The sequence below is a fragment of the Acinetobacter sp. YH12040 genome, from assembly GCF_013420005.1.
Taxonomy (GTDB): Bacteria; Pseudomonadota; Gammaproteobacteria; order Pseudomonadales; family Moraxellaceae; genus Acinetobacter; species Acinetobacter amyesii.
The window spans coordinates 13,806-32,149 of record NZ_VOZB01000005.1 but is presented as its reverse complement, the minus strand read 5'-3'; the positions used below and the strand labels follow the sequence as shown (position 1 = coordinate 32,149).

Genomic DNA, 18,344 nt, shown 5'->3' with positions numbered 1-18,344 from the left:
CATTCATGGCTCGTTATATTGGTCCAAAATGCAAACTCTCTCGCCGCGAAGGGACAGACCTGCAATTAAAATCTGGCGTTAAACCATTTGACGTCAAAACAAAAAAAGCTGCTAAAGCACCTGGCCAACATGGTGGCGCTCGTGGCGGCAAACAATCTGAGTACTCACTACAATTACGTGAAAAACAAAAAGTACGTCGTATGTACGGTGTTTTAGAGCGTCAATTTAGTAACTACTACAAAGAAGCTGCTCGTGTTAAAGGCGCAACAGGTGAAAACTTGTTGAAACTTCTTGAAAGCCGTCTAGATAACGTTGTTTATCGTATGGGTTTTGGTTCTACACGTGCAGAAGCTCGTCAGCTTGTATCTCACCGTTCAATCACTTTAAATGGTCGTCGTGTTAATATCGCGTCTATCCAAGTTAAAGCTGGTGACGTTGTTGCAGTTCACGAAGGCGCTAAACAACAATTGCGTATCAAAAACGCAGTTGAGTTAGCGACTCAACGTGGCATTCCATCTTGGATTGAAATTGATCATTCTAAATTGGAAGGTACATTCAAAGCTGCACCAGATCGCTCTGATTTACCTGCTGAAATCAACGAAAGCTTGATTGTAGAATTGTATTCTAAATAATCCTTGAGGTAGCAATAATGACGCGTACTGCAAATGAGTTTCTAACTCCGCAAGCGATTAAGGTCGAAGCGGCAAGCGGGACCTCGGCAAAAGTTATTCTAGAACCATTAGAGCGTGGCTTTGGTCATACTCTTGGTAATGCTTTACGTCGTATCCTTTTGTCTTCTTTACCTGGCGCAGCCGTGGTTGAAGTAGAGATTGAAGGTGTCGAGCACGAGTACAGTACTTTGGAAGGCTTGCAGCAGGACATCGTCGAGCTCTTGCTGAACCTAAAAGGATTGTCTATTAAGCTGTTCGATCAAAATGAAGCTTATCTGACATTGGAAAAACAAGGTCCTGGCGACGTTACAGCCGCTGACCTACGTTTACCACACAATGTTGAAGTGGTTAACCCTGAACATTTGATCGGTACTTTAAGTGCTTCTGGCTCATTAAAAATGCGCCTGAAAGTTTCTCAAGGTCGTGGTTATGAGACTTCTGATTCACGCTTCCCTGAGGGCGAAACTCGCCCAGTGGGTCGTTTGCAATTAGATGCTTCTTACAGCCCAATCAAACGTGTGTCTTACACAGTGGAAAACGCTCGTGTAGAACAACGTACTGACCTTGATAAACTGATCATTGATCTTGAAACCAACGGTACTGTTGATCCTGAAGAAGCTATCCGCAAAGCGGCAACAATCTTGCAACAACAAATTGCAATTTTTGTTGATCTTCAGAAAGATCAAGCACCAGTTGCTCAAGAGCCTCGTGAAGAAGTTGATCCGATTTTGCTTCGTCCAGTAGATGATCTAGAGCTTACTGTTCGTTCTGCTAACTGTTTGAAAGCAGAAAATATTTACTACATTGGCGATCTTGTTCAACGTACTGAAGTTGAGTTGCTTAAAACTCCTAACTTAGGTAAAAAATCGTTGACTGAGATTAAAGATGTTCTGGCATCGAAAGGCTTGCAATTGGGCATGCGTTTAGAGAACTGGCCACCGGCTAGCCTCCGCATGGACGATCGCTTTGCTTATCGTAGCCGTTAATTAAGTAGGACTATCACCATGCGTCATCGTAATAGTGGTGTGAAATTAGGCCGTACAAGCAGTCATCGTAAAGCGATGTTCCAAAACATGGCTAATTCTTTGTTCGAACACGAGTTAATTAAAACTACTGTTCCTAAAGCAAAAGAATTACGTCGTGTTGCTGAGCCTTTAATCACTTTAGCTAAAGTCGATTCTGTAGCAAACCGTCGTTTAGCGTTTGCTCGTACTCGTTCAGCTGCAACTGTTGGTAAATTATTTACCGTTCTTGGCCCTCGTTACAAAGAACGTAACGGCGGTTATCTACGTGTTCTTAAAGCGGGCTTCCGTGCAGGTGATGCTGCACCGATGGCTTACGTTGAGCTAGTAGATCGCGAAGTTAACTAATTTCGTGAAGAGCAGCGTACGTTGTTCTAAAAAAGGTCGGTTTTTAACCGACCTTTTTTAATGTCTGAAATTTTGTATTGGCTGTATATTGTTAGACAATAATTCAATTTGTCCTTAAAAGATAAAAATAAAACGCCTTTTGCTTAAACTTGACATTGTGCATTGTCAAAAATGTGATTTAATAAATATAAATCTAAGATAGGTTAAAAGAACAACATGGAAAAACAAGTTGATATTCTCATTGTAGGTGCAGGGATTTCCGGTGTAGGTTTGGCTGCGCATCTTTCAAAAAATTGTCCAAATCGTTCATTTGAAATTATTGAACGTCGTGAAAGTTTCGGTGGAACATGGGATCTATTTAAATATCCGGGTATTCGTTCTGATTCGGACATGTCAACTTTTGGCTTTAATTTTAAGCCGTGGAAAAAATCTAGTGTGCTTGCAGACGGGCCTTCAATTAAAGGCTACCTATCTGAAGTGATTGATGAATATAAAATCAAAGAAAAAATTCATTTTCAACATCGTGTTGTGAGTGCAAATTACGACTCACAAACTCGTAAATGGTCTGTTGTTATTGAAGATGCGAAGAAGAAGCAACAAACCTGGGTTGCAAATTTCGTCTTTGGCTGTACGGGTTATTATAATTATGACCAAGGGTTCCAACCTGAGTTTAAAGGGCAGGAAAACTTTAAAGGTACCTTCATTCATCCACAACATTGGCCTGAAAATTTTAATTATGCAGGCAAAAAAGTGGTGATTATTGGCAGTGGAGCAACAGCGATTACATTGGTACCAGCTATGGCAAAAGGCGGTGCTGGGCATGTGACCATGCTACAGCGTTCTCCAACCTATATTGCCTCAGTACCTTCTATTGACATCATTTATGACAAGATGCGTAAAGTATTGCCTGAAGATGTTGCTTATAAACTGACCCGTGCACGAAATATCGGTGTCCAACGGGCTGTTTATGCTGTTGCACAAAAGCAACCTAAATTACTCCGTAAGTTTTTATTAAAATCAATTGAGTTGCAGTTGAAAGGTAAAGTGGATATGAAGCACTTTACCCCAGATTATAATCCTTGGGATCAGCGCCTTTGTGTGGTGCCAGATGGTGATTTGTTTAAAATTTTACGTGAAGGCCGTGCATCTGTTGAAACTGATCAAATTGAAAGTTTTACTGAAAATGGCATTCAATTGAAATCAGGTAAACATCTTGATGCAGATGTAGTAATTTCTGCTACAGGTCTCAACATTCAAATTTTAGGCGGGATCAGTGCCACAATTGATGGAGAACCACTGAATACCTCTAAACATATGTTATATCGTGGTGTTATGGTCAGTGATGTACCCAATATGGCGATGATTATTGGCTATATTAATGCTTCATGGACATTAAAAGTTGATATCGCTTCTGAATACATCTGTAAATTGATTAACTATATGGATCAAAATGGTTACAACCAAGTGATTCCTCAAGGTGATGCGACCGAGTTGTTAGAAGATACGGTGATGGGCAGTTTGACCTCAGGCTATATTGCACGTGCAGCAGATGTGATGCCAAAACAGGGTAAACATGCACCGTGGAAAGTCAGCAATAACTATTTGGCAGATCGTAAAGAATTAAAGTATGCTTCATTTGAAGATGGAGTGCTGAAATTTGAAAAAAAGTCAGATCAAGTGGCGGCTAAACCCAGATTAGTTTCTTAAGGCAGTTATAGAAAAAGGAGCATCATGCTCCTTTTTTTTGCTTTAGATGAGTGACTTTAGGGTTTTATTTGATGCGCTTTATTTGTTGAAAAATATATCATGTTGAAAATAAGGAAAAGCACACAGGGTTAATGTGAATATTCAAGAACATTCAGAATTTATAAAATTAAATGATTATGAGCTATATACCCAAGCTTGGCAGCCTGAAACAGCAGATAAAGATGTAACTTTGGCCCCGATTATATTGATGCATGATTCACTGGGGAGTGTGGATTTGTGGCGTGATTTTCCTGCGCAATTGGCTTCTGCGTCTGGCAGAAAGGTCATTGCTTATGATCGGTTGGGTTTTGGTCGTTCGTCAGCAAATCCTGATGTATTAAGTACTGATTTTGTCTATGCCGAAGCACAGCAGGGCTTTAAGGCGCTTCTTCAACATTATTCCATTCAACAGTTTATTGTGATGGGGCATAGTGTCGGTGGGGGAATGTCTGTTGTGATTGCCAGTGAATATACTGAACAATGTCGAGGTCTGATCTCCATAGCAGCACAGTATGAAGTGGAAGAACTGACATTATCGGGTATACGTGAAGCTAAAACAGGGTTTGCGCAGCTGGGACAACTTGAACGCTTGGCTAAATATCATGGGGATAAAGCCCAATGGGTTTTGGATGCTTGGACTGAAACGTGGCTCTCACCGAGTTTTCGTCAATGGAACCTCGAGCATTATGTTGGAAAAGTACAGTGTCCGAGCTTGGTTATTCACGGAGAACTTGATGAATACGGGACGACAGCACAAGCTCAGAAACTTTTTTCGGGTATACAAGGTGATGCTGAACTAGAGATTTTGGAAGGGCTTCATCACATGCCGCATAAAGAGCAACCCGCATTGGTCACTGCACTGATCTGTGATTTTGTGAATGATTTAAGTTGATATCGAAAGAATGAAAAAAGCCCATCAGATGATGGGCTTTGTTGTTATAAAGAGCGGGAAATCAGCTCTTTCATAATTTCATTGGTACCTGCATAAATACGATTGGCTCGATTGTCGATATAAGCCCGTGCAATTGGATATTCAAGCATATAGCCATAGCCACCATGCAATTGCAGACATTCATCCACAACTTTGGAAAACATTTCTGAAATTTTGTATTTAGCAGCGGCTGCAGCGTCAATACCGAGCTGTTCCTCAAGTTGTAGTTCCATACAGCGATCTAGATAAGCTCGACAAAAATCGATCTCAGTACGTAGTTCTGCCAATTTAAAACGAGTGTTTTGGAAACTTGATACGGTCTTGCCAAATGCCTTACGTTCTTTGGTGTATTGAACTGTGTGCGCAAAGGCTGCTTCTGCACCGGCTTGACAAATAATCGCAACCAACATGCGCTCCCAAGCCAATTCCTTCATCAGCATCATAAAGCCCATACCTTGCATGCCGAGTAAGTTGCTTTTAGGGACGCGGACATTATCAAAAAACAGTTCACAGGTATCCTGACCTTTCATGCCAATTTTGTTTAAAGGTTTGCCTTTACTAAAACCGACGCGATCTGCTTCGACGATAATTAGCGATAAATTGGCTGAACCTTTTTCACTATTACCTGTCTTGCAGACCACAATCGCCATGTCACATAAATAGCCATTGGTGATAAAGATTTTTGACCCATTAATAATATAGTCATCACCATCTTCTGTAGCGGTTGTGCGTACGGCTTGTAGGTCTGAACCTGTGCCCGGTTCGGTCATTGCAATGGCAGTCACGGTTTCGCCAGATGCCATTTTCGGCAGCCAATGCAACTTTTGTTCTTCATTGCCAAAGTTATGAATGTAATTGGCCACAATGTCGGAGTGCAGTGAAAAGCCGGTAGAGGAGTCCATAGCATAGGCCTGCTCTTCAATCAGAATCATGCTATAGAGTCGGTCTACACCATAGCCGCCATAAGCTTCGGGCATGGTCGGGCAAAGCAAGCCCATGGCACCGGCTTTATTCCATAAGTCACGGTCAACATGTTGTTGTTTTTCATATTTTTCGATATTGGGCACAACTTCTTTTTCATAAAATTTTCGTACTGTTTCACGAAATGCATCATGTTCTGCATTAAATAATTGACGTGGCAGCATGTTATTGAGTGGGCGAATCGCTCCAGATTGCATTTTGAATATCCTATTCATTTTTATGGCTTTGTCTCAACTTATAAGATGCAGCGTGTGACTACAATGTGCAGAACATTCAAAAGCAAGAATTGCGATGAAGGATTCGGTCAATCTTTGAAAACACTCCACTTCAATGGGGTGGATGAGTTACACTAGACGGGTTCAACGATTGGGGAAGACAATGACTGATGAAATCAGCTTAGAAGAGCGTAAAGTGATCTACCGTGCACGTCGTGGTTTAAAAGAGATTGATGTTTATTTTGATCCCTACGTCAAAAATTACTATTTACAAGCCGATGCAGCTGAAAAAGACATGTTTGCAGAACTCGTTGCTGCAGAAGATCCAGATTTGTTGGATTGGTTTATGGAAGTTAGTGAACCGCCACGTCCTGAATTAAAAACGTTTATTCAAAAATTAAAACATTACGTTCATGGATAATCGGCAATTCAAACTGAAACGCAGTTTTTTATCGCATGCGTTTCAGTTTTTTATTTTTGCGGTATTGATGACGCTGCTTTATCAGTTACTAACACCCATGCTTTGGGGGATATTTTTCCTCATCGGGCTAGTGGTTTATGTTCTGTTTTTCCGTAAGCATTTACACGTCACCAGTCTAGATTATTTGGATGGAACTGATTGGTCTTTGCAACGACTGAACCGCCCAGTGCAACGCGTTCAAATTAGCCATATTTTGGATCATCAAATGTATATCGTGGTGTATTTTATGCATGCGCGTGCAAAACCGGTGATTATTTGGCGCGATCAATTGTCATTGAAACAGTGGAAATCACTCAAAGTATTGGCCAAAATGATCTAATTGTTAGACAGCCTGTATTTTTAAAATTCTATAAAATGTAAATATTTCATTACCTTGTGTTGTGGTTAAAATGATCTTGTCTGACAGGATTGGATTTTATTGGCAAAATATTTAAATTGTCTGACAATTTTAAGCTGTGCGGTGATTCTCTGCCTATATATTAGCCTTACCAACAGCCGTTAAAGGAAATCATCATGATGATGCCAACTTGGATGTTTCTGGTAATAGCGATTGTGTTAGCAATTGTTATAGGACGACTAGGAACAGTGCTGAAGGAACAGTTAACTCAAAAATAAGCAGTCAAACGCTTTCACAGTTAATAAGTAGCATGTGCCGAACCGTCGCTATGCTACTTTTTTTTGCCTAAAATTTAGTCTTTGTAAAAAATCAGTCAATTGCATTCAGCTTGATTCGTGGCACAGTGGGTCGTTCAAATTAGAGCAAATACTCTTTTATTCATTTTTTGCTTCTGATATGTTTGTCGTGATGGACATAAACACAATTATAGAGGACAGGAAAATGTCGAGCGTCCAAAAAATATGCCAGGGTGTGGCAGTTGTAGCAATAACAAGTACATTATTCGCGGGTTGTTCGCAGGTTGTAAAAACCGGTGCTAATGTTGCACTCGGATTTACCGAAAAACATATTGTGCCACCAATTTTAGCCATGGAAGATGCTGAAATGGTGTGTAATTCAGGTAATTCATTAACCCCAGCCATTATGGCCACTAAAGATATGGGCGCAGACCCAACACGTGTGGCAGTGTTGATGTATTCAGCAGCAGGAATATGTGCAGAACAAAAAGCCTTAGATGCAGAGTTACGCTATTTACGTGCATCTAAAGCCAACCAAGTGACAGAAGCACAAGATGCCCGTGTTGAGCAAAAACGTTGGGCGGCACTTGCGGCACAGCGTCAATATACCGGCTATCAATTATTTCAAGATCGTTTTGAAAAGAAGTATAAGAAAAGTCTAGGTGAAGGCTGTCCAAAAATGAACAGTGACATTGACCAAACAGTGTATATGTTGGGAATGTTAAGTGGCTTACAGGCCATGACCAATGATATTAACTCAGGTGGGGCGGTAAACGTTCCTAAAGACATTGCTGCCATCGTTGAACGCGGTATGGTTTGTCTGAATAATGAAAAATTCTGGGGCGCACCAAATGCAACCCGCGCTGTGATCTGGACGTTATTGCCGGGTGCAGGAGATGGAAAACCTGATCCATACCAGACCTTAAAACAATCCGCGCAAATTGGTGAGCAAAAAGGCGTAAGACTGTCACATGCGTTATATGCAGTTGCTGCACAAGCCAGTGGCGATGATGCGAAAATCCGTGATGCCTTACGTACCTTTGCACAAGCGCGTAGCGATGAAAAACCTGTTAATCCACAATTTAAGCTCATCGATAGTATGGCTGAAAGCATGGTGAAAGGGATTTCAGATCGCTATTGGACTGAACATACAGGCGTTCGTACCGGCGATGATGGTATGGAACATTTCTGGGATGAAAGTGCCAATAGTTCAGAACTCGATGATTTATTTAGTGGCGATGCTGAAACCAGTGGTGCTACAGAAACGAGTGGCGCTGCAACAAATTAATAAAGCATGTAGTCCAAATGTGAGGTACAGGAGGAGCGAAAATGAAAACACAATTTTTAATTCCGAAAATTGTCTTTCTTGCTGTATTCGTTTCGATCTGTGCCTCGCTACAGGTATTTAAAGACTATTTTATCTACTGGCAAGATGATTTATTTCATGACTTTTGGCGCTTATGGACGGCCCATTGGGTTCACGTCGGTTGGATTCATTTTGCTTTAAATATGTTGGCCTTTATCTGCTTACCGTTTATTTTTCCAAGAGTTTCAATATGGTATTTTGTTGCCATTTTATTGATTTTATCCCCTTTAATTAGTCTGAGTTTCTATTTTTTCCTCCCCGATATTGAAGCCTATGCAGGATTATCTGGTGTCTTGCATGGCGCTTATGTTGCAGTCGCTTGCGTACATTTAATGTATAAACGGGAGCGAAATTTTGCAGCCTTTGTTCTCTTGCTGATTTTGGCAAAATTGGTCTGGGAAAATACCGTGGGAAACACCGGAACGGCTGAATTAATAGGAAGCCCCGTTTTAGTCGAAGCTCATTTATTGGGGGTGATTTGGGGCATTGTCATCGCGGTGTTTTATCTTATTGGTAATTATTTCTGGGATCGCTAGCGCACTTTAGGTGATTGGGTTGACAAAAAAAACCGAAAAGAAAATACATATTGTCATTTTAATGTTTTGAATATTGATGCAAATTTAAACGTAATAATAAAACAGTTAGGTCAGGGAAAGGAACTTCTCGAGCCGATAAGGAAAAGGATGCTTGGCTCCGCTAGGCTCCAAAATAAAAAATAGGAAGACTCATGCAAAATGATGCACAAAACAGATCCGGCATCGTCGGGCTGTTAAGGTATGTCTGGACAGAATGGATTTCGACTCTAGTCGTGTTGATCTTGCTTCTGCTTACATTGATTATCGGGACAGGGGAGATGATTCATGGTCAGCTTCTGCGTACTGGTGAGCGTTTGTATGGTAATGAAAGCATTGGGATGCAGTATTCATTTTTACGTGCAGAACCGACCAAGCCAGATTGTGACCGCCACCCAGATGTAGATAAAATGGTGCAAACGCAAATGAAAGCCAATGCGGCTGACGAATTTGCTGACATTTTTGGTACAGCATCTGAATCCGATGTACGTGCATCAGTCATGGCAGGTGTACAGCAATGTGAAGAAAAATTCCAATTTTATGACAAAGCAAAAGCTTATTTAGATGAGCATCCAAGTATTCGTACTTATCGTGCGATTGAAACGACATTCTTTGGTATCTTTAAATTTGGTTCTGAAAACCGTGTATTGATTCTTTTATTGATGGTCTTGGTATCTGCCATTACCGCTTCAGTGAAATTTCACCATATCGGTCTACGTGCGCCAACAACACGCTTGGATTATAAAGTCTATGCTTTATTCATGGCGATTGGTAATGGTCTGTTAACCTTCTCGGTATATAGCCAATTTAATTCAGTCCTGAATTCTGGGGTGAAATCGACCACAGAAACTTTGGCGGTATATTGGTTGTGGTTAGCCCTGTTTGGTATTGTCACCCTCATCAGTATTTATCAGTTCTTTAAACCACCTGCGGCGAAAGAGCCGGGGGCGGGGAATATTGGTTTTGCGCTATTGAGTGTACCGTTGTATGCCTTTATGGCGATTATTACGGGTGTAGCATTTACCTTCTTTATGGACTACCCAATGGGTCAGGGGATTTACCTCGGACAATTGGTCGAGTTCTCCGGGATTTTCCTAAACCTTGCATTGTTTATTTGGGCCGGGATGTTATTGACGCAAACGCGCGTAATGGATTTGTTCTTGGGGATTTTACGTCCATGGAACTTAGCACCAGAAACTTTGACGTGGTTAATTCTGATTGCCGCGGCGATTCCAACCGCTTATACCGGCGCTTCAGGGATCTTCGTTGTAGCAGCCGGTGCAATTATTTATAAAGAAGTGTGGAACTCTGGCTCTCGTCGTCAGTTCGCACTCGCTGTATCGGCAATGTCAGGTTCCTTAGGTGTGGTCATTCGTCCATGTCTATTGATTATCTTGATCTCGATGCTTGATAGCCGCCATGTCACCTCAGATGAACTATTTGATCACGGTATCTATGTGTTCTGGCTCACAGCATTCTTGTTCTTGGGTATTTCACTGTTCTTGGCAGAAACACGTTTCCGTGTGGCATCGCCGAAAGTGGCTATTCCGGGCATGCTGAAAGCGTTCATTCCTGTGATTCCGTATATCGTACTGACCTTGCTTGTCATTGCTTTCTACAAGTACGGTTTAGATACACAAATGGATGAGTTCACCGCGCCTGTGGTTCTACCGATCATTCTGATTGTTTACATTATGTTTGACCGTTGGTTTGCTGATCGTTTTACTTCGCAAACTGTAGATGCACATGAACAACTCAGCTTACAACATGAGCAAAGTTCTGAGTTCATGCGTGAACATGGTGGACATGGGGCTAACCGTCGTGGTTTCGGTAGTTCAATTTGGTTTGCCTCTTCAGAAACGGTTGGACACATTGGCGCATTAATTATCTTAATGGCCTTGTCGGCAAGTGTCGGCGGTTTGATTGAACGGACAGAAATCGTTGAATTATTACCAACGCATTTGGGCAATATCTATATTTCGTTGGCCTTTATCGCATTGTTATTGGCGATTATTGGTATGACGACAGATCCATTCGGGGCAGTAATTTTGGTTGCAGCAACGATTGCACCAGTAGCCTACGAAAATGGTATCCATCCGATTCACTTCTGGATGATCGTTTTGGTTGCCTTCGAGCTCGGTTATGTTTCGCCACCTGTAGCGCTGAATCACTTGCTGACACGACTCTCCGTCGGGGATGAAGAGGTACGGGCAGCAGATGCAGAAGCAAAAGCCCAATACACCAATTTCTATTATCGCTATGAACGTTGGATTTTACCGATCCTTGTATTGTTCCCAGCTTTGGTGATCGTGACTTATGCGCCTTATATTCTGAAACTGTTTGGTTGGTACCAATAAGTTCGCAGTGAGCCATTAAAAAAGCACCTTCGGGTGCTTTTTTATTGAATAAGGGGCTGTGCGATTGATGGTAAATGAATGAGACTATTATGACTCTTTAAATTTATTTTGTAGGATCGGACTACAAAGCAAAATCGCTAAAAATATAAAAGCAAAGCCGAATAGGCTGTAAATATCTGGCAATTCTTGCCACAGTGTAAAGCCCCAAATACCGGCAAAAATAATCGCGATATAGTTGACGGGACCAATTTGACCTGCGGGTGCAAGCTTATAGGCATTGGACATAAAAATTTGACTGATATTGGCCAAAAGTCCCGCTGTAATCAGAAAAGCTAACTCCTTTAAACTATAAGGACGCCAGAGCCAGAGCATCGGGATCATCGATATGAGCGTGCCAAAAAAGCAGAAATAAAACACGATGCGTTCAGGTGGTTCAGTTGCTGTAAGGGCACGGACAGTGACAAATGCCATGGCTGCCAAGAAGCTTGCGGTTAGTCCGATGAGTGATAACTGATTGAACATTCCTGCATCGGGCTTTGCGACGAAGAGGACGCCAATCAAACCAATGACTGCGGCAATGAGCATTCTCAGGGTCATTTTTTCTTTTAAAAATAACCATGCAATTAAGGGAATGAAGATCGGCGAGGAATAGGTGAAGACCATGGCATTGGAGAGTTTTAAGTGTGCGATGGCATAAAAAAAGCCATACATTGCCACCAAGCCTACGATTGAACGCCAGGTATGCATCCACAGTTTTTCAGTTCTAAAAAACGTGCTGCCTTTTTGCAAAATCAGGGGTAAAAAGATCAATAAGCCAACCACATTGCGAAAAAATACGATGGTGGCATTATCTACGGTGTGAGATGCGTAGCGTATACAAACCCCCATGATGGAAAAAAGCAGCGCTGATAGCATGAGAAAGCCAATTGCTTTGGGGATATTTTGTGGTGTAGTAGTGGACATAACAAAAAGGCTAGAAAATCTGATGATATTCTAGCCTATAAGTACGCATGGTGTAGCAGAAGTCGGTTATTTTGCTTGTTGTGCTAACTGGGCTTCAAGTAATTTAATTTGTTCTTCTTTCAGTTTAATCAGCTCATCTGCATCAGAATGCTGCTGTTTTAAACTTTGCTCCTGATCATTCAATTGTTGTTGAATGTCATCTAATTTGGCAATTTCCTCTTTGGCTAAAGAGGCATTTTCAGGTACAGCTGCATCTAAAATGTCTTCTTCGACCAATTTAAGGGTTTCAGTCTCTGCGACAGGGACTGATGCTTCAGTTTCAGATTGGACTGGGACTGCAACAGGCGGTTTAGCCGGTGCAGCGACCATTTCTTCTTGAAGCGCAGATTTATCTGCTGTACTGCTGCTTAACCATTGATATGCAAAAAAGATAGCAATCAATAACGTTAAGCCCCCAATGATTCCAACTAACAATTTTGGATTATGTCTTTGATCTTCTGTCATTGCTTGACCTTAATTTTTATTTAGGCTGACGTGGCTTAAATTGGATCACACCGATATCGTCTGGCACGGCGGGTTGTTCAGGTTGATCGACATGAGTCGGTCGATTTTCACTGTAACCACAATCAATGCATTCGATCCATTCGTTTTCGCCAGAGGTCAGCATGACAACTCGGTCCATCGCTTGGCATTTTGGACATTTTGCACCTGCAATGAAGCGTCGTTTAATGGTCATCATACTTACCTTGAATCTAACTAAGGTCCCTAGTTTAAGCGTTTTTAGATGCGTTCGTCCAACCTTGATGACGCAGCAAAGCATCTATTTTTGGCTCGCGTCCGCGGAAATTGATAAATGCGTCAAGTGCCGTATCTTTTCCGCCAACTGCTAGAATAAATTGTCTAAACGACTTGCCAGTCGAAGTATTAAAAATTCCTTCATTTTCGAATCGGTCGAAGGCATCACTTGCCAAAACCTCTGCCCATTTGTATGAATAATAACCAGCAGCGTAGCCACCTGCGAAGATATGACTGAAACCATGTTGGAAACGGTTGTACGAAGTGGTGGGTGCAACTGCATATTTTTGACGAATATCATCTAAGGTTTTTTGGATGCCTGTAGCGTCCAAAGCAGGGTTGGCCTTATGGATATTTAAGTCAAACATGGCAAATTCAATTTGACGTAACGTTTGCATCCCTGACTGGAAGAAACGCGCATCTTGTAGTGCTTTTAACAGATCGGCTGGTAAAGTTTGCTTTGATTCTATATGTTCACTGAGTAAATCTAAACTTTCTTGATCCCAAGTCCAAAATTCCATGAATTGACTTGGCAGCTCTACTGCATCCCACGCCACGCCATGTGTACCGGCCACAGCAATATTATCGACTTCAGTGAGCATGTGATGTAAGCCATGACCAAATTCGTGGAACAGCGTCGTTACTTCATCATGGGTAAGTAAAGCAGCTTGCTCACCGACAGGTGGGGTAAAGTTGCAGACCATGTAGCAAATTGGTTTTTGCAGACCATTTTCAGTTTGCATGCGTGAACGGAAGCCGCTCATCCATGCGCCGCCACGTTTACCGCTTCGTGCATACAGGTCAAAGTAAAAACCGCCAATCACGCTGCCTTGATCTTCAAGTTCAAAATAACGTGCATCAGGATGCCAAACAGGCGCTTCACGCTCGATTACATTGATGCCATAGAGACGATTTACAATGCTGAACAAGCCTTGAATAATTTTAGGTGCAGGGAAATAGGGCTTCAGGTCTTCTTGTGACAAATTAAACTGTTGAACTTTGAGTTTTTCTGAATAGAAAGTGGCATCCCACGGTTGTAACTCAGTGATACCGTCTTGCGCTGCAATGGCTTTCAATTCAGCAATTTCTTTCTCTGCTGGCGCACGCGCATGTTCTGCCAGTTCAATCAGGAACTGATCTACAGTTGCCACATCGGGTGCCATTTTGCTTGCTAAAGACAATTCGGCGTAATTGTTAAAACCAAGCAGGCTTGCCATTTCCTGACGTAGCTTCAAGATTTCTTCCATGACCGCTGTATTGTCAAATTCAGCAGAGTCTGCCTGATCAGAAGCACGTGTGGTATAGGCTTTATAAAGTGCTTCACGGACTTCGCGGTCTTCGGCATAGGTCATAATGGCAATATAAGACGGGAAGTCGAGTGTTGCTACAGCCTGTTCGAGTTCACGTTGCTGACCATATTGTTTCAGAAGTTCAATACTGCCTTGAGGTAACCCTTTGAGCTGCGCTTCAGTTAATGGTTTGAAGTAGGCTTGGGTGGCATCCAATACGTGGTTGGAAAAGTCGGATGATAACTGTGAAAGGCGTGCAGAGATTTCTGCATAGCGTTTTTTCGCTTCACCTTCTAAGGCTACGCCTGAAAGTTTAAAATCTCGTAACGCAAGTTTAATTGCGCTTTGCTGTGCCGCAGGGAGCGTGTCAAATACACTGTTGTCATGTACATGCTGATAGGTTTGATACAGCGCTGTATGTTGACCTAGCTGCGTATAGTACTCACTCAGGCCGGGTAGTAAAGATTGGTAAAGTTCACGAGTTTCAGCATTATTCATCACGGCATTTAGATGCGAGAGCACACCCCAAGCTTCACTCATATTATTTTCAAGGTCATCGACCTGTTCTAACGTATTTAGTTGTTTTTGTACCGAATCTGGAACAACTGTCAGTTCATTTAGAAATTGTTGACCGTGTTGAATCGCATTTTGAATTTTTTCTTTGAGTTGATCTAAGGTAATTTGATCAAATTGAGGAACGGGCAAAGTTGCCTTTTCTAAAGTCATATTTTCTACTTCATATAAATCCTGAGTTATTTATAGATGTAGGGTTTGTTGCGGGTTAAATCAAGGTTTATATTTTTATTCTTTATTATGAAATAAAAAGCCTACATGTAATGCAGGCTTAATGATGAATTAACAATCAGGATCAATCACTAAACTTGTTTGATTGAATTTCTGCCACGAGCCTGTTGCCGCACCATCAACCACTAAAATAGAAATAATTCCCCAGTCGACTAAAACCCCGAGAAGGGTTGTAGGGTCAAACGTTTTTGTAGGAACGACTGTAGTCGTTTTACAGCCTGTTTTTTCAGCCTTTAAAACATAGTTTTCTTTCTTTTTAAAAGTATAAACAGTATTGTTTTTACCCATATACTCTTCATTTACATAGAGTTTTGCATCGGCATCGTTACTACGAATGTTGACCGTTTGAGATGAACCATTAAACATGGTTGCACACCCTGTGCTGAATAAAATTGAACATGTTAGTAGTACAGTAAATATTGTTTTCATAATAACCGCCGTTAAAAGACGGCTAGAAGATAGTAATATTTGTTGAAATATCAAACATTTAATTTTAATTTCAGAATCAAAAAGAGCGCCGAAGCGCTCTTTTCTTTCAACCTTAATCCGCAGCTGATTTAGCATTGGATTTTTTCTTTTTCGGTTTAGATTTTTTCTTCACTTTATCTTTAGCCTTCGCTTCAGATTTGCTTGCAGATTTTTTAGCAGGCTTTTTACCGAATGAACTGGGCTTAGATTTTGACTTTTTGCGTCGTATGGGCTGTTCTCCATCTTCAGCAACGTTGGTTTTACGTTCTGAAAAGACTTCTTCTTTGGCTGTAGGTTTTGCAACACGAGGGGCACGTGCGCGAATAGCGCGACCTGCATGGCTCAATTGTTGAATCAATTCAAAGTCGATTTTGCGCTCTTCTAGATTTACGCCAGCGACTTTAATTTTCACTTCATCGCCGAGACTGAAAACTTGACCTCGAGATTGACCAATTAAGCTCTGACTCGGTTGGTCATAGACAAAGAAGTCATCACCCAATTGGCTGACGTGGATCATGCCATCAACATATAAGTCTTTGAGCGTTACAAAAAGGCCAAATTCAGCAGTTGCACTGATGGTGCCGACAAACTCTTCACCCAAATGCTGCTGCATATAATGGCACTTCAACCACGTAGTGACAGAACGTGAAGCTTCATCTGCACGGCGCTCTGTCGCAGAGAAGTGTTCACCTGCATCATCCAGCGAAGCGCCAGAAATTGGGTAAGGTTTTTTCTTCAATTGTGCTTTGATGGCACGGTGAAGTAACAAGTCTGGATAACGACGGATTGGAGATGTGAAATGCGTATACGCTTCATAAGCCAAGCCAAAGTGACCTGCATTGTTCGCGCCATAATAAGCTTGCATCATTGAGCGGAGTAAAACGGCATGAATGCTTGGAGCATCAATACGGTCTTTGGTGGCATCAATCACGGCTTGATAGTCAGCTTGAGTCGGCTGTTCAGGGAATGGTAGCCCCAATAACTTCACAAAATCACGAACCTTTTGAATGCGTGAAAACTCAGGTGGCTCATGCACACGGTACAGCATTGGAATTTCATTTTTTAATGCATATTCTGCCGCTGCGACGTTTGCCAGCAACATACATTCTTCAATCAGTTTGTGTGCATCATTACGGCTACGCGGTAGGATTTCGTTAATACCGCCTAGCTCATCAAAGGTCATATAAGTTTCAACGGTTTCAAATTCCATCGCGTGGCGTTCAGCACGTAAGCCTTTCAACACTTGATACAATTGGAATAAGGTATTGACCGATTTACGTACATCACGGTCTTCAGGAATGGCTTGACTATTACCCTTAAAATATTCGGCCACTTGAGTATAGGTCAAACGAGCTTTTGAATGCATTACACCCGGATAGAACTCAAACTTAGTGACACGACCCGCGCGAGATAAGTTTAAATCACAGACCATACATAAACGGTCTACGTGTGGGTTCAAAGAACATAAACCATTCGACAGCGCTTCAGGCAACATCGGCAATACAAAATGAGGGAAGTACACCGATGTACCGCGCTCTTGAGCTTCGTCATCGAGCGGTTTACCCGGACGTACATAATGGCTGACATCGGCAATTGCTACCACAACGCGATAACCACCACCCGGACGTTTTTCCGCATACACGGCATCATCGAAGTCACGGGCATCTTCACCATCAATGGTGACAAGTGCTAAATCACGTAAATCGACACGACCTTCACGGTCTTGTTCTGACGGTTCTTTAAAGCTGTCGGCTTCTTGTTGTACTGCTTCAGGGAATTCGTAAGGTAAACCAAATTCTAAAATGGTTTGCGGAATAATAATTTCAGTGTCTGCTTTATCAGCCATCGACTGAACAATATGACCTGTCGCAAATTCTTCTTTGGTTGGGTAGCTGTCAATCGCAATACGTACAGAGTCACCGAGTTTGACTTTGGCATGCTCGATTAATTCTCTTTCTAACGTAATCGGTTGGTGTGCATTGGGATTTGCCGGCTGAATAAAATATTCACCTTCATACACAGACACTTTACCGATAATTTCTTTGACACGATGCTGTAGAACTTCAGTAATAAAGCCCCATGCTTTGCCTTTACGGTCTACCGAAGTTTGGCGGACTTTAACACGGTCACCATTAAACACCTGACGTAACTCACGCTCAGGAAGTAAAATGTCATCTTCACCGCTAATATTGGCTGTGCCTAAACCTTTTGAGTTGATATAAACCGTTGCTTCATGAGTCGGTTGCTCAGCTGCAAGCTGGAACTTAAATCCATCTTTCATCAACTGACCATCTCGAACCATCGCAATCAGACGATGACTCAGTGCATCAATACTTTTTTGATCGGCAATTTCAAAATGTTCTACAAGATCGGCATGCGACATTGCAGTTTTCAGTTGTTCAATCGTCTCTTGAATTAGAGTACGGCTTGGAATTGGATTGTCATAACGTTCGGCTTCAGCTTTTGCTTCAGGGTCGACCCAGTTTTTCATATGTATTTGGCTTCAAATCAGAAGATTAGGATTAGCATAAGTCATGCAAGCAGATACTGCACGCAATTGATTGCAATAAAGTGTTTTATGCCGATATTTTATAATGTTTAAAGCTGAAAAGTAGGGGACAGCAGTGTGTGCTGAACTAATTTTGCACTAATTTTTTGAAAATCGTTTAAAAAATATCTAATTGAGTAAAAAAATGAAAAAA

General features: G+C 41.7%; 17 protein-coding genes. 10 read left to right on the top strand and 7 right to left on the bottom strand.

The features are described 5' to 3' along the window. The first annotated feature begins 5 nt into the window (after window positions 1-5). The 5 genes from rpsD to FTT99_RS06800 all read left to right on the top strand — a co-directional run bounded on the left by rpsD (window position 6) and on the right by FTT99_RS06800 (window position 4,679). Entirely contained in the window at window positions 6-632 is a 627-nt protein-coding gene (gene rpsD / locus FTT99_RS06820; RefSeq protein WP_078192454.1) for a 30S ribosomal protein S4, read from the top strand. Between the two features lie 17 nt (window positions 633-649). Further along, window positions 650-1,657 carry a DNA-directed RNA polymerase subunit alpha gene (locus FTT99_RS06815; RefSeq protein WP_004650465.1) on the top strand — a complete coding sequence of 336 codons (1,008 nt, stop codon included), beginning with the start codon at window positions 650-652 and terminating at the stop codon, window positions 1,655-1,657. 18 nt (window positions 1,658-1,675) lie between these two features. Then, window positions 1,676-2,041 (top strand): 50S ribosomal protein L17, encoded by a 366-nt coding sequence (gene rplQ / locus FTT99_RS06810; protein WP_005012953.1) that lies wholly within the window; start codon window positions 1,676-1,678, stop codon window positions 2,039-2,041. A 216-nt stretch (window positions 2,042-2,257) separates the two neighbouring features. Next, on the top strand, window positions 2,258-3,748 hold the full coding sequence (locus FTT99_RS06805; protein ID WP_180130599.1) for an NAD(P)/FAD-dependent oxidoreductase: 1,491 nt from the start codon (window positions 2,258-2,260) through the stop codon (window positions 3,746-3,748). Window positions 3,749-3,881: 133 nt separating this feature from the next. After that, on the top strand, window positions 3,882-4,679 hold the full coding sequence (locus FTT99_RS06800; RefSeq protein WP_373684574.1) for an alpha/beta fold hydrolase: 798 nt from the start codon (window positions 3,882-3,884) through the stop codon (window positions 4,677-4,679). Window positions 4,680-4,723: 44 nt separating this feature from the next. On the opposite strand, the gene FTT99_RS06795 is transcribed toward FTT99_RS06800, so the two are convergent. Then, a complete protein-coding gene (locus FTT99_RS06795) occupies window positions 4,724-5,896 on the bottom strand; it encodes an acyl-CoA dehydrogenase family protein (protein WP_168379120.1) in 1,173 nt (390 codons plus the stop codon). Window positions 5,897-6,077: 181 nt separating this feature from the next. Between FTT99_RS06795 and FTT99_RS06790 the strand changes: the two genes are divergently transcribed. The 5 genes from FTT99_RS06790 to FTT99_RS06770 all read left to right on the top strand — a co-directional run bounded on the left by FTT99_RS06790 (window position 6,078) and on the right by FTT99_RS06770 (window position 11,323). Beyond that, on the top strand, window positions 6,078-6,335 hold the full coding sequence (locus FTT99_RS06790; RefSeq protein WP_078189264.1) for a succinate dehydrogenase assembly factor 2: 258 nt from the start codon (window positions 6,078-6,080) through the stop codon (window positions 6,333-6,335). After that, window positions 6,328-6,714 carry a hypothetical protein gene (locus tag FTT99_RS06785; RefSeq protein WP_078189263.1) on the top strand — a complete coding sequence of 129 codons (387 nt, stop codon included), beginning with the start codon at window positions 6,328-6,330 and terminating at the stop codon, window positions 6,712-6,714. The genes FTT99_RS06790 and FTT99_RS06785 overlap by 8 nt, the downstream gene beginning before the upstream one ends. A 519-nt stretch (window positions 6,715-7,233) precedes the next feature. After that, window positions 7,234-8,316 carry a hypothetical protein gene (locus FTT99_RS06780; RefSeq protein WP_180123908.1) on the top strand — a complete coding sequence of 361 codons (1,083 nt, stop codon included), beginning with the start codon at window positions 7,234-7,236 and terminating at the stop codon, window positions 8,314-8,316. 41 nt (window positions 8,317-8,357) lie between these two features. Continuing rightward, window positions 8,358-8,930: a rhombosortase gene (rrtA, locus tag FTT99_RS06775; protein WP_180130595.1), complete on the top strand. Its 573-nt coding sequence runs from the start codon at window positions 8,358-8,360 to the stop codon at window positions 8,928-8,930. A 191-nt stretch (window positions 8,931-9,121) separates the two neighbouring features. Beyond that, window positions 9,122-11,323: a TRAP transporter large permease subunit gene (locus tag FTT99_RS06770; protein WP_180130593.1), complete on the top strand. Its 2,202-nt coding sequence runs from the start codon at window positions 9,122-9,124 to the stop codon at window positions 11,321-11,323. An 87-nt stretch (window positions 11,324-11,410) separates the two neighbouring features. On the opposite strand, the gene FTT99_RS06765 is transcribed toward FTT99_RS06770, so the two are convergent. The 6 genes from FTT99_RS06765 to rnr all read right to left on the bottom strand — a co-directional run bounded on the left by FTT99_RS06765 (window position 11,411) and on the right by rnr (window position 18,133). Continuing rightward, entirely contained in the window at window positions 11,411-12,286 is an 876-nt protein-coding gene (locus FTT99_RS06765; protein WP_180131844.1) for a DMT family transporter, read from the bottom strand. Window positions 12,287-12,352: 66 nt separating this feature from the next. After that, the gene (locus FTT99_RS06760) at window positions 12,353-12,790 is read right to left on the bottom strand and encodes a hypothetical protein (RefSeq protein WP_078192446.1); all 438 of its coding nucleotides are present in this window, start codon (window positions 12,788-12,790) and stop codon (window positions 12,353-12,355) included. Between the two features lie 16 nt (window positions 12,791-12,806). Then, window positions 12,807-13,016 carry a YheV family putative zinc ribbon protein gene (locus tag FTT99_RS06755; protein ID WP_180131899.1) on the bottom strand — a complete coding sequence of 70 codons (210 nt, stop codon included), beginning with the start codon at window positions 13,014-13,016 and terminating at the stop codon, window positions 12,807-12,809. A gap of 40 nt (window positions 13,017-13,056) precedes the next feature. Further along, entirely contained in the window at window positions 13,057-15,096 is a 2,040-nt protein-coding gene (locus FTT99_RS06750; RefSeq protein WP_180161322.1) for a M3 family metallopeptidase, read from the bottom strand. A gap of 129 nt (window positions 15,097-15,225) precedes the next feature. After that, window positions 15,226-15,738 (bottom strand): hypothetical protein, encoded by a 513-nt coding sequence (locus FTT99_RS06745; protein ID WP_257229302.1) that lies wholly within the window; start codon window positions 15,736-15,738, stop codon window positions 15,226-15,228. Then, entirely contained in the window at window positions 15,716-18,133 is a 2,418-nt protein-coding gene (gene rnr / locus FTT99_RS06740; protein ID WP_180131849.1) for a ribonuclease R, read from the bottom strand. Before rnr ends, FTT99_RS06745 begins: the two co-directional genes overlap by 23 nt. Between the last annotated feature and the right edge of the window lie 211 nt (window positions 18,134-18,344).

Bases quoted from the DNA above. Each gene is read 5' to 3' on its own strand.
- rpsD (WP_078192454.1), top strand. From the start codon at position 6: ATGGCTCGTTATATTGGTCCAAAATGCAAACTCTCTCGCCGCGAAGGG.
- FTT99_RS06815 (WP_004650465.1), top strand. From the start codon at position 650: ATGACGCGTACTGCAAATGAGTTTCTAACTCCGCAAGCGATTAAGGTC.
- rplQ (WP_005012953.1), top strand. From the start codon at position 1,676: ATGCGTCATCGTAATAGTGGTGTGAAATTAGGCCGTACAAGCAGTCAT.
- FTT99_RS06805 (WP_180130599.1), top strand. From the start codon at position 2,258: ATGGAAAAACAAGTTGATATTCTCATTGTAGGTGCAGGGATTTCCGGT.
- FTT99_RS06795 (WP_168379120.1), bottom strand. From the start codon at position 5,896: ATGCAATCTGGAGCGATTCGCCCACTCAATAACATGCTGCCACGTCAA.
- FTT99_RS06790 (WP_078189264.1), top strand. From the start codon at position 6,078: ATGACTGATGAAATCAGCTTAGAAGAGCGTAAAGTGATCTACCGTGCA.
- FTT99_RS06785 (WP_078189263.1), top strand. From the start codon at position 6,328: ATGGATAATCGGCAATTCAAACTGAAACGCAGTTTTTTATCGCATGCG.
- FTT99_RS06780 (WP_180123908.1), top strand. From the start codon at position 7,234: ATGTCGAGCGTCCAAAAAATATGCCAGGGTGTGGCAGTTGTAGCAATA.
- rrtA (WP_180130595.1), top strand. From the start codon at position 8,358: ATGAAAACACAATTTTTAATTCCGAAAATTGTCTTTCTTGCTGTATTC.
- FTT99_RS06770 (WP_180130593.1), top strand. From the start codon at position 9,122: ATGCAAAATGATGCACAAAACAGATCCGGCATCGTCGGGCTGTTAAGG.
- FTT99_RS06765 (WP_180131844.1), bottom strand. From the start codon at position 12,286: ATGTCCACTACTACACCACAAAATATCCCCAAAGCAATTGGCTTTCTC.
- FTT99_RS06760 (WP_078192446.1), bottom strand. From the start codon at position 12,790: ATGACAGAAGATCAAAGACATAATCCAAAATTGTTAGTTGGAATCATT.
- FTT99_RS06750 (WP_180161322.1), bottom strand. From the start codon at position 15,096: ATGACTTTAGAAAAGGCAACTTTGCCCGTTCCTCAATTTGATCAAATT.
- FTT99_RS06745 (WP_257229302.1), bottom strand. From the start codon at position 15,738: ATGCTAAATCAGCTGCGGATTAAGGTTGAAAGAAAAGAGCGCTTCGGC.
- rnr (WP_180131849.1), bottom strand. From the start codon at position 18,133: ATGAAAAACTGGGTCGACCCTGAAGCAAAAGCTGAAGCCGAACGTTAT.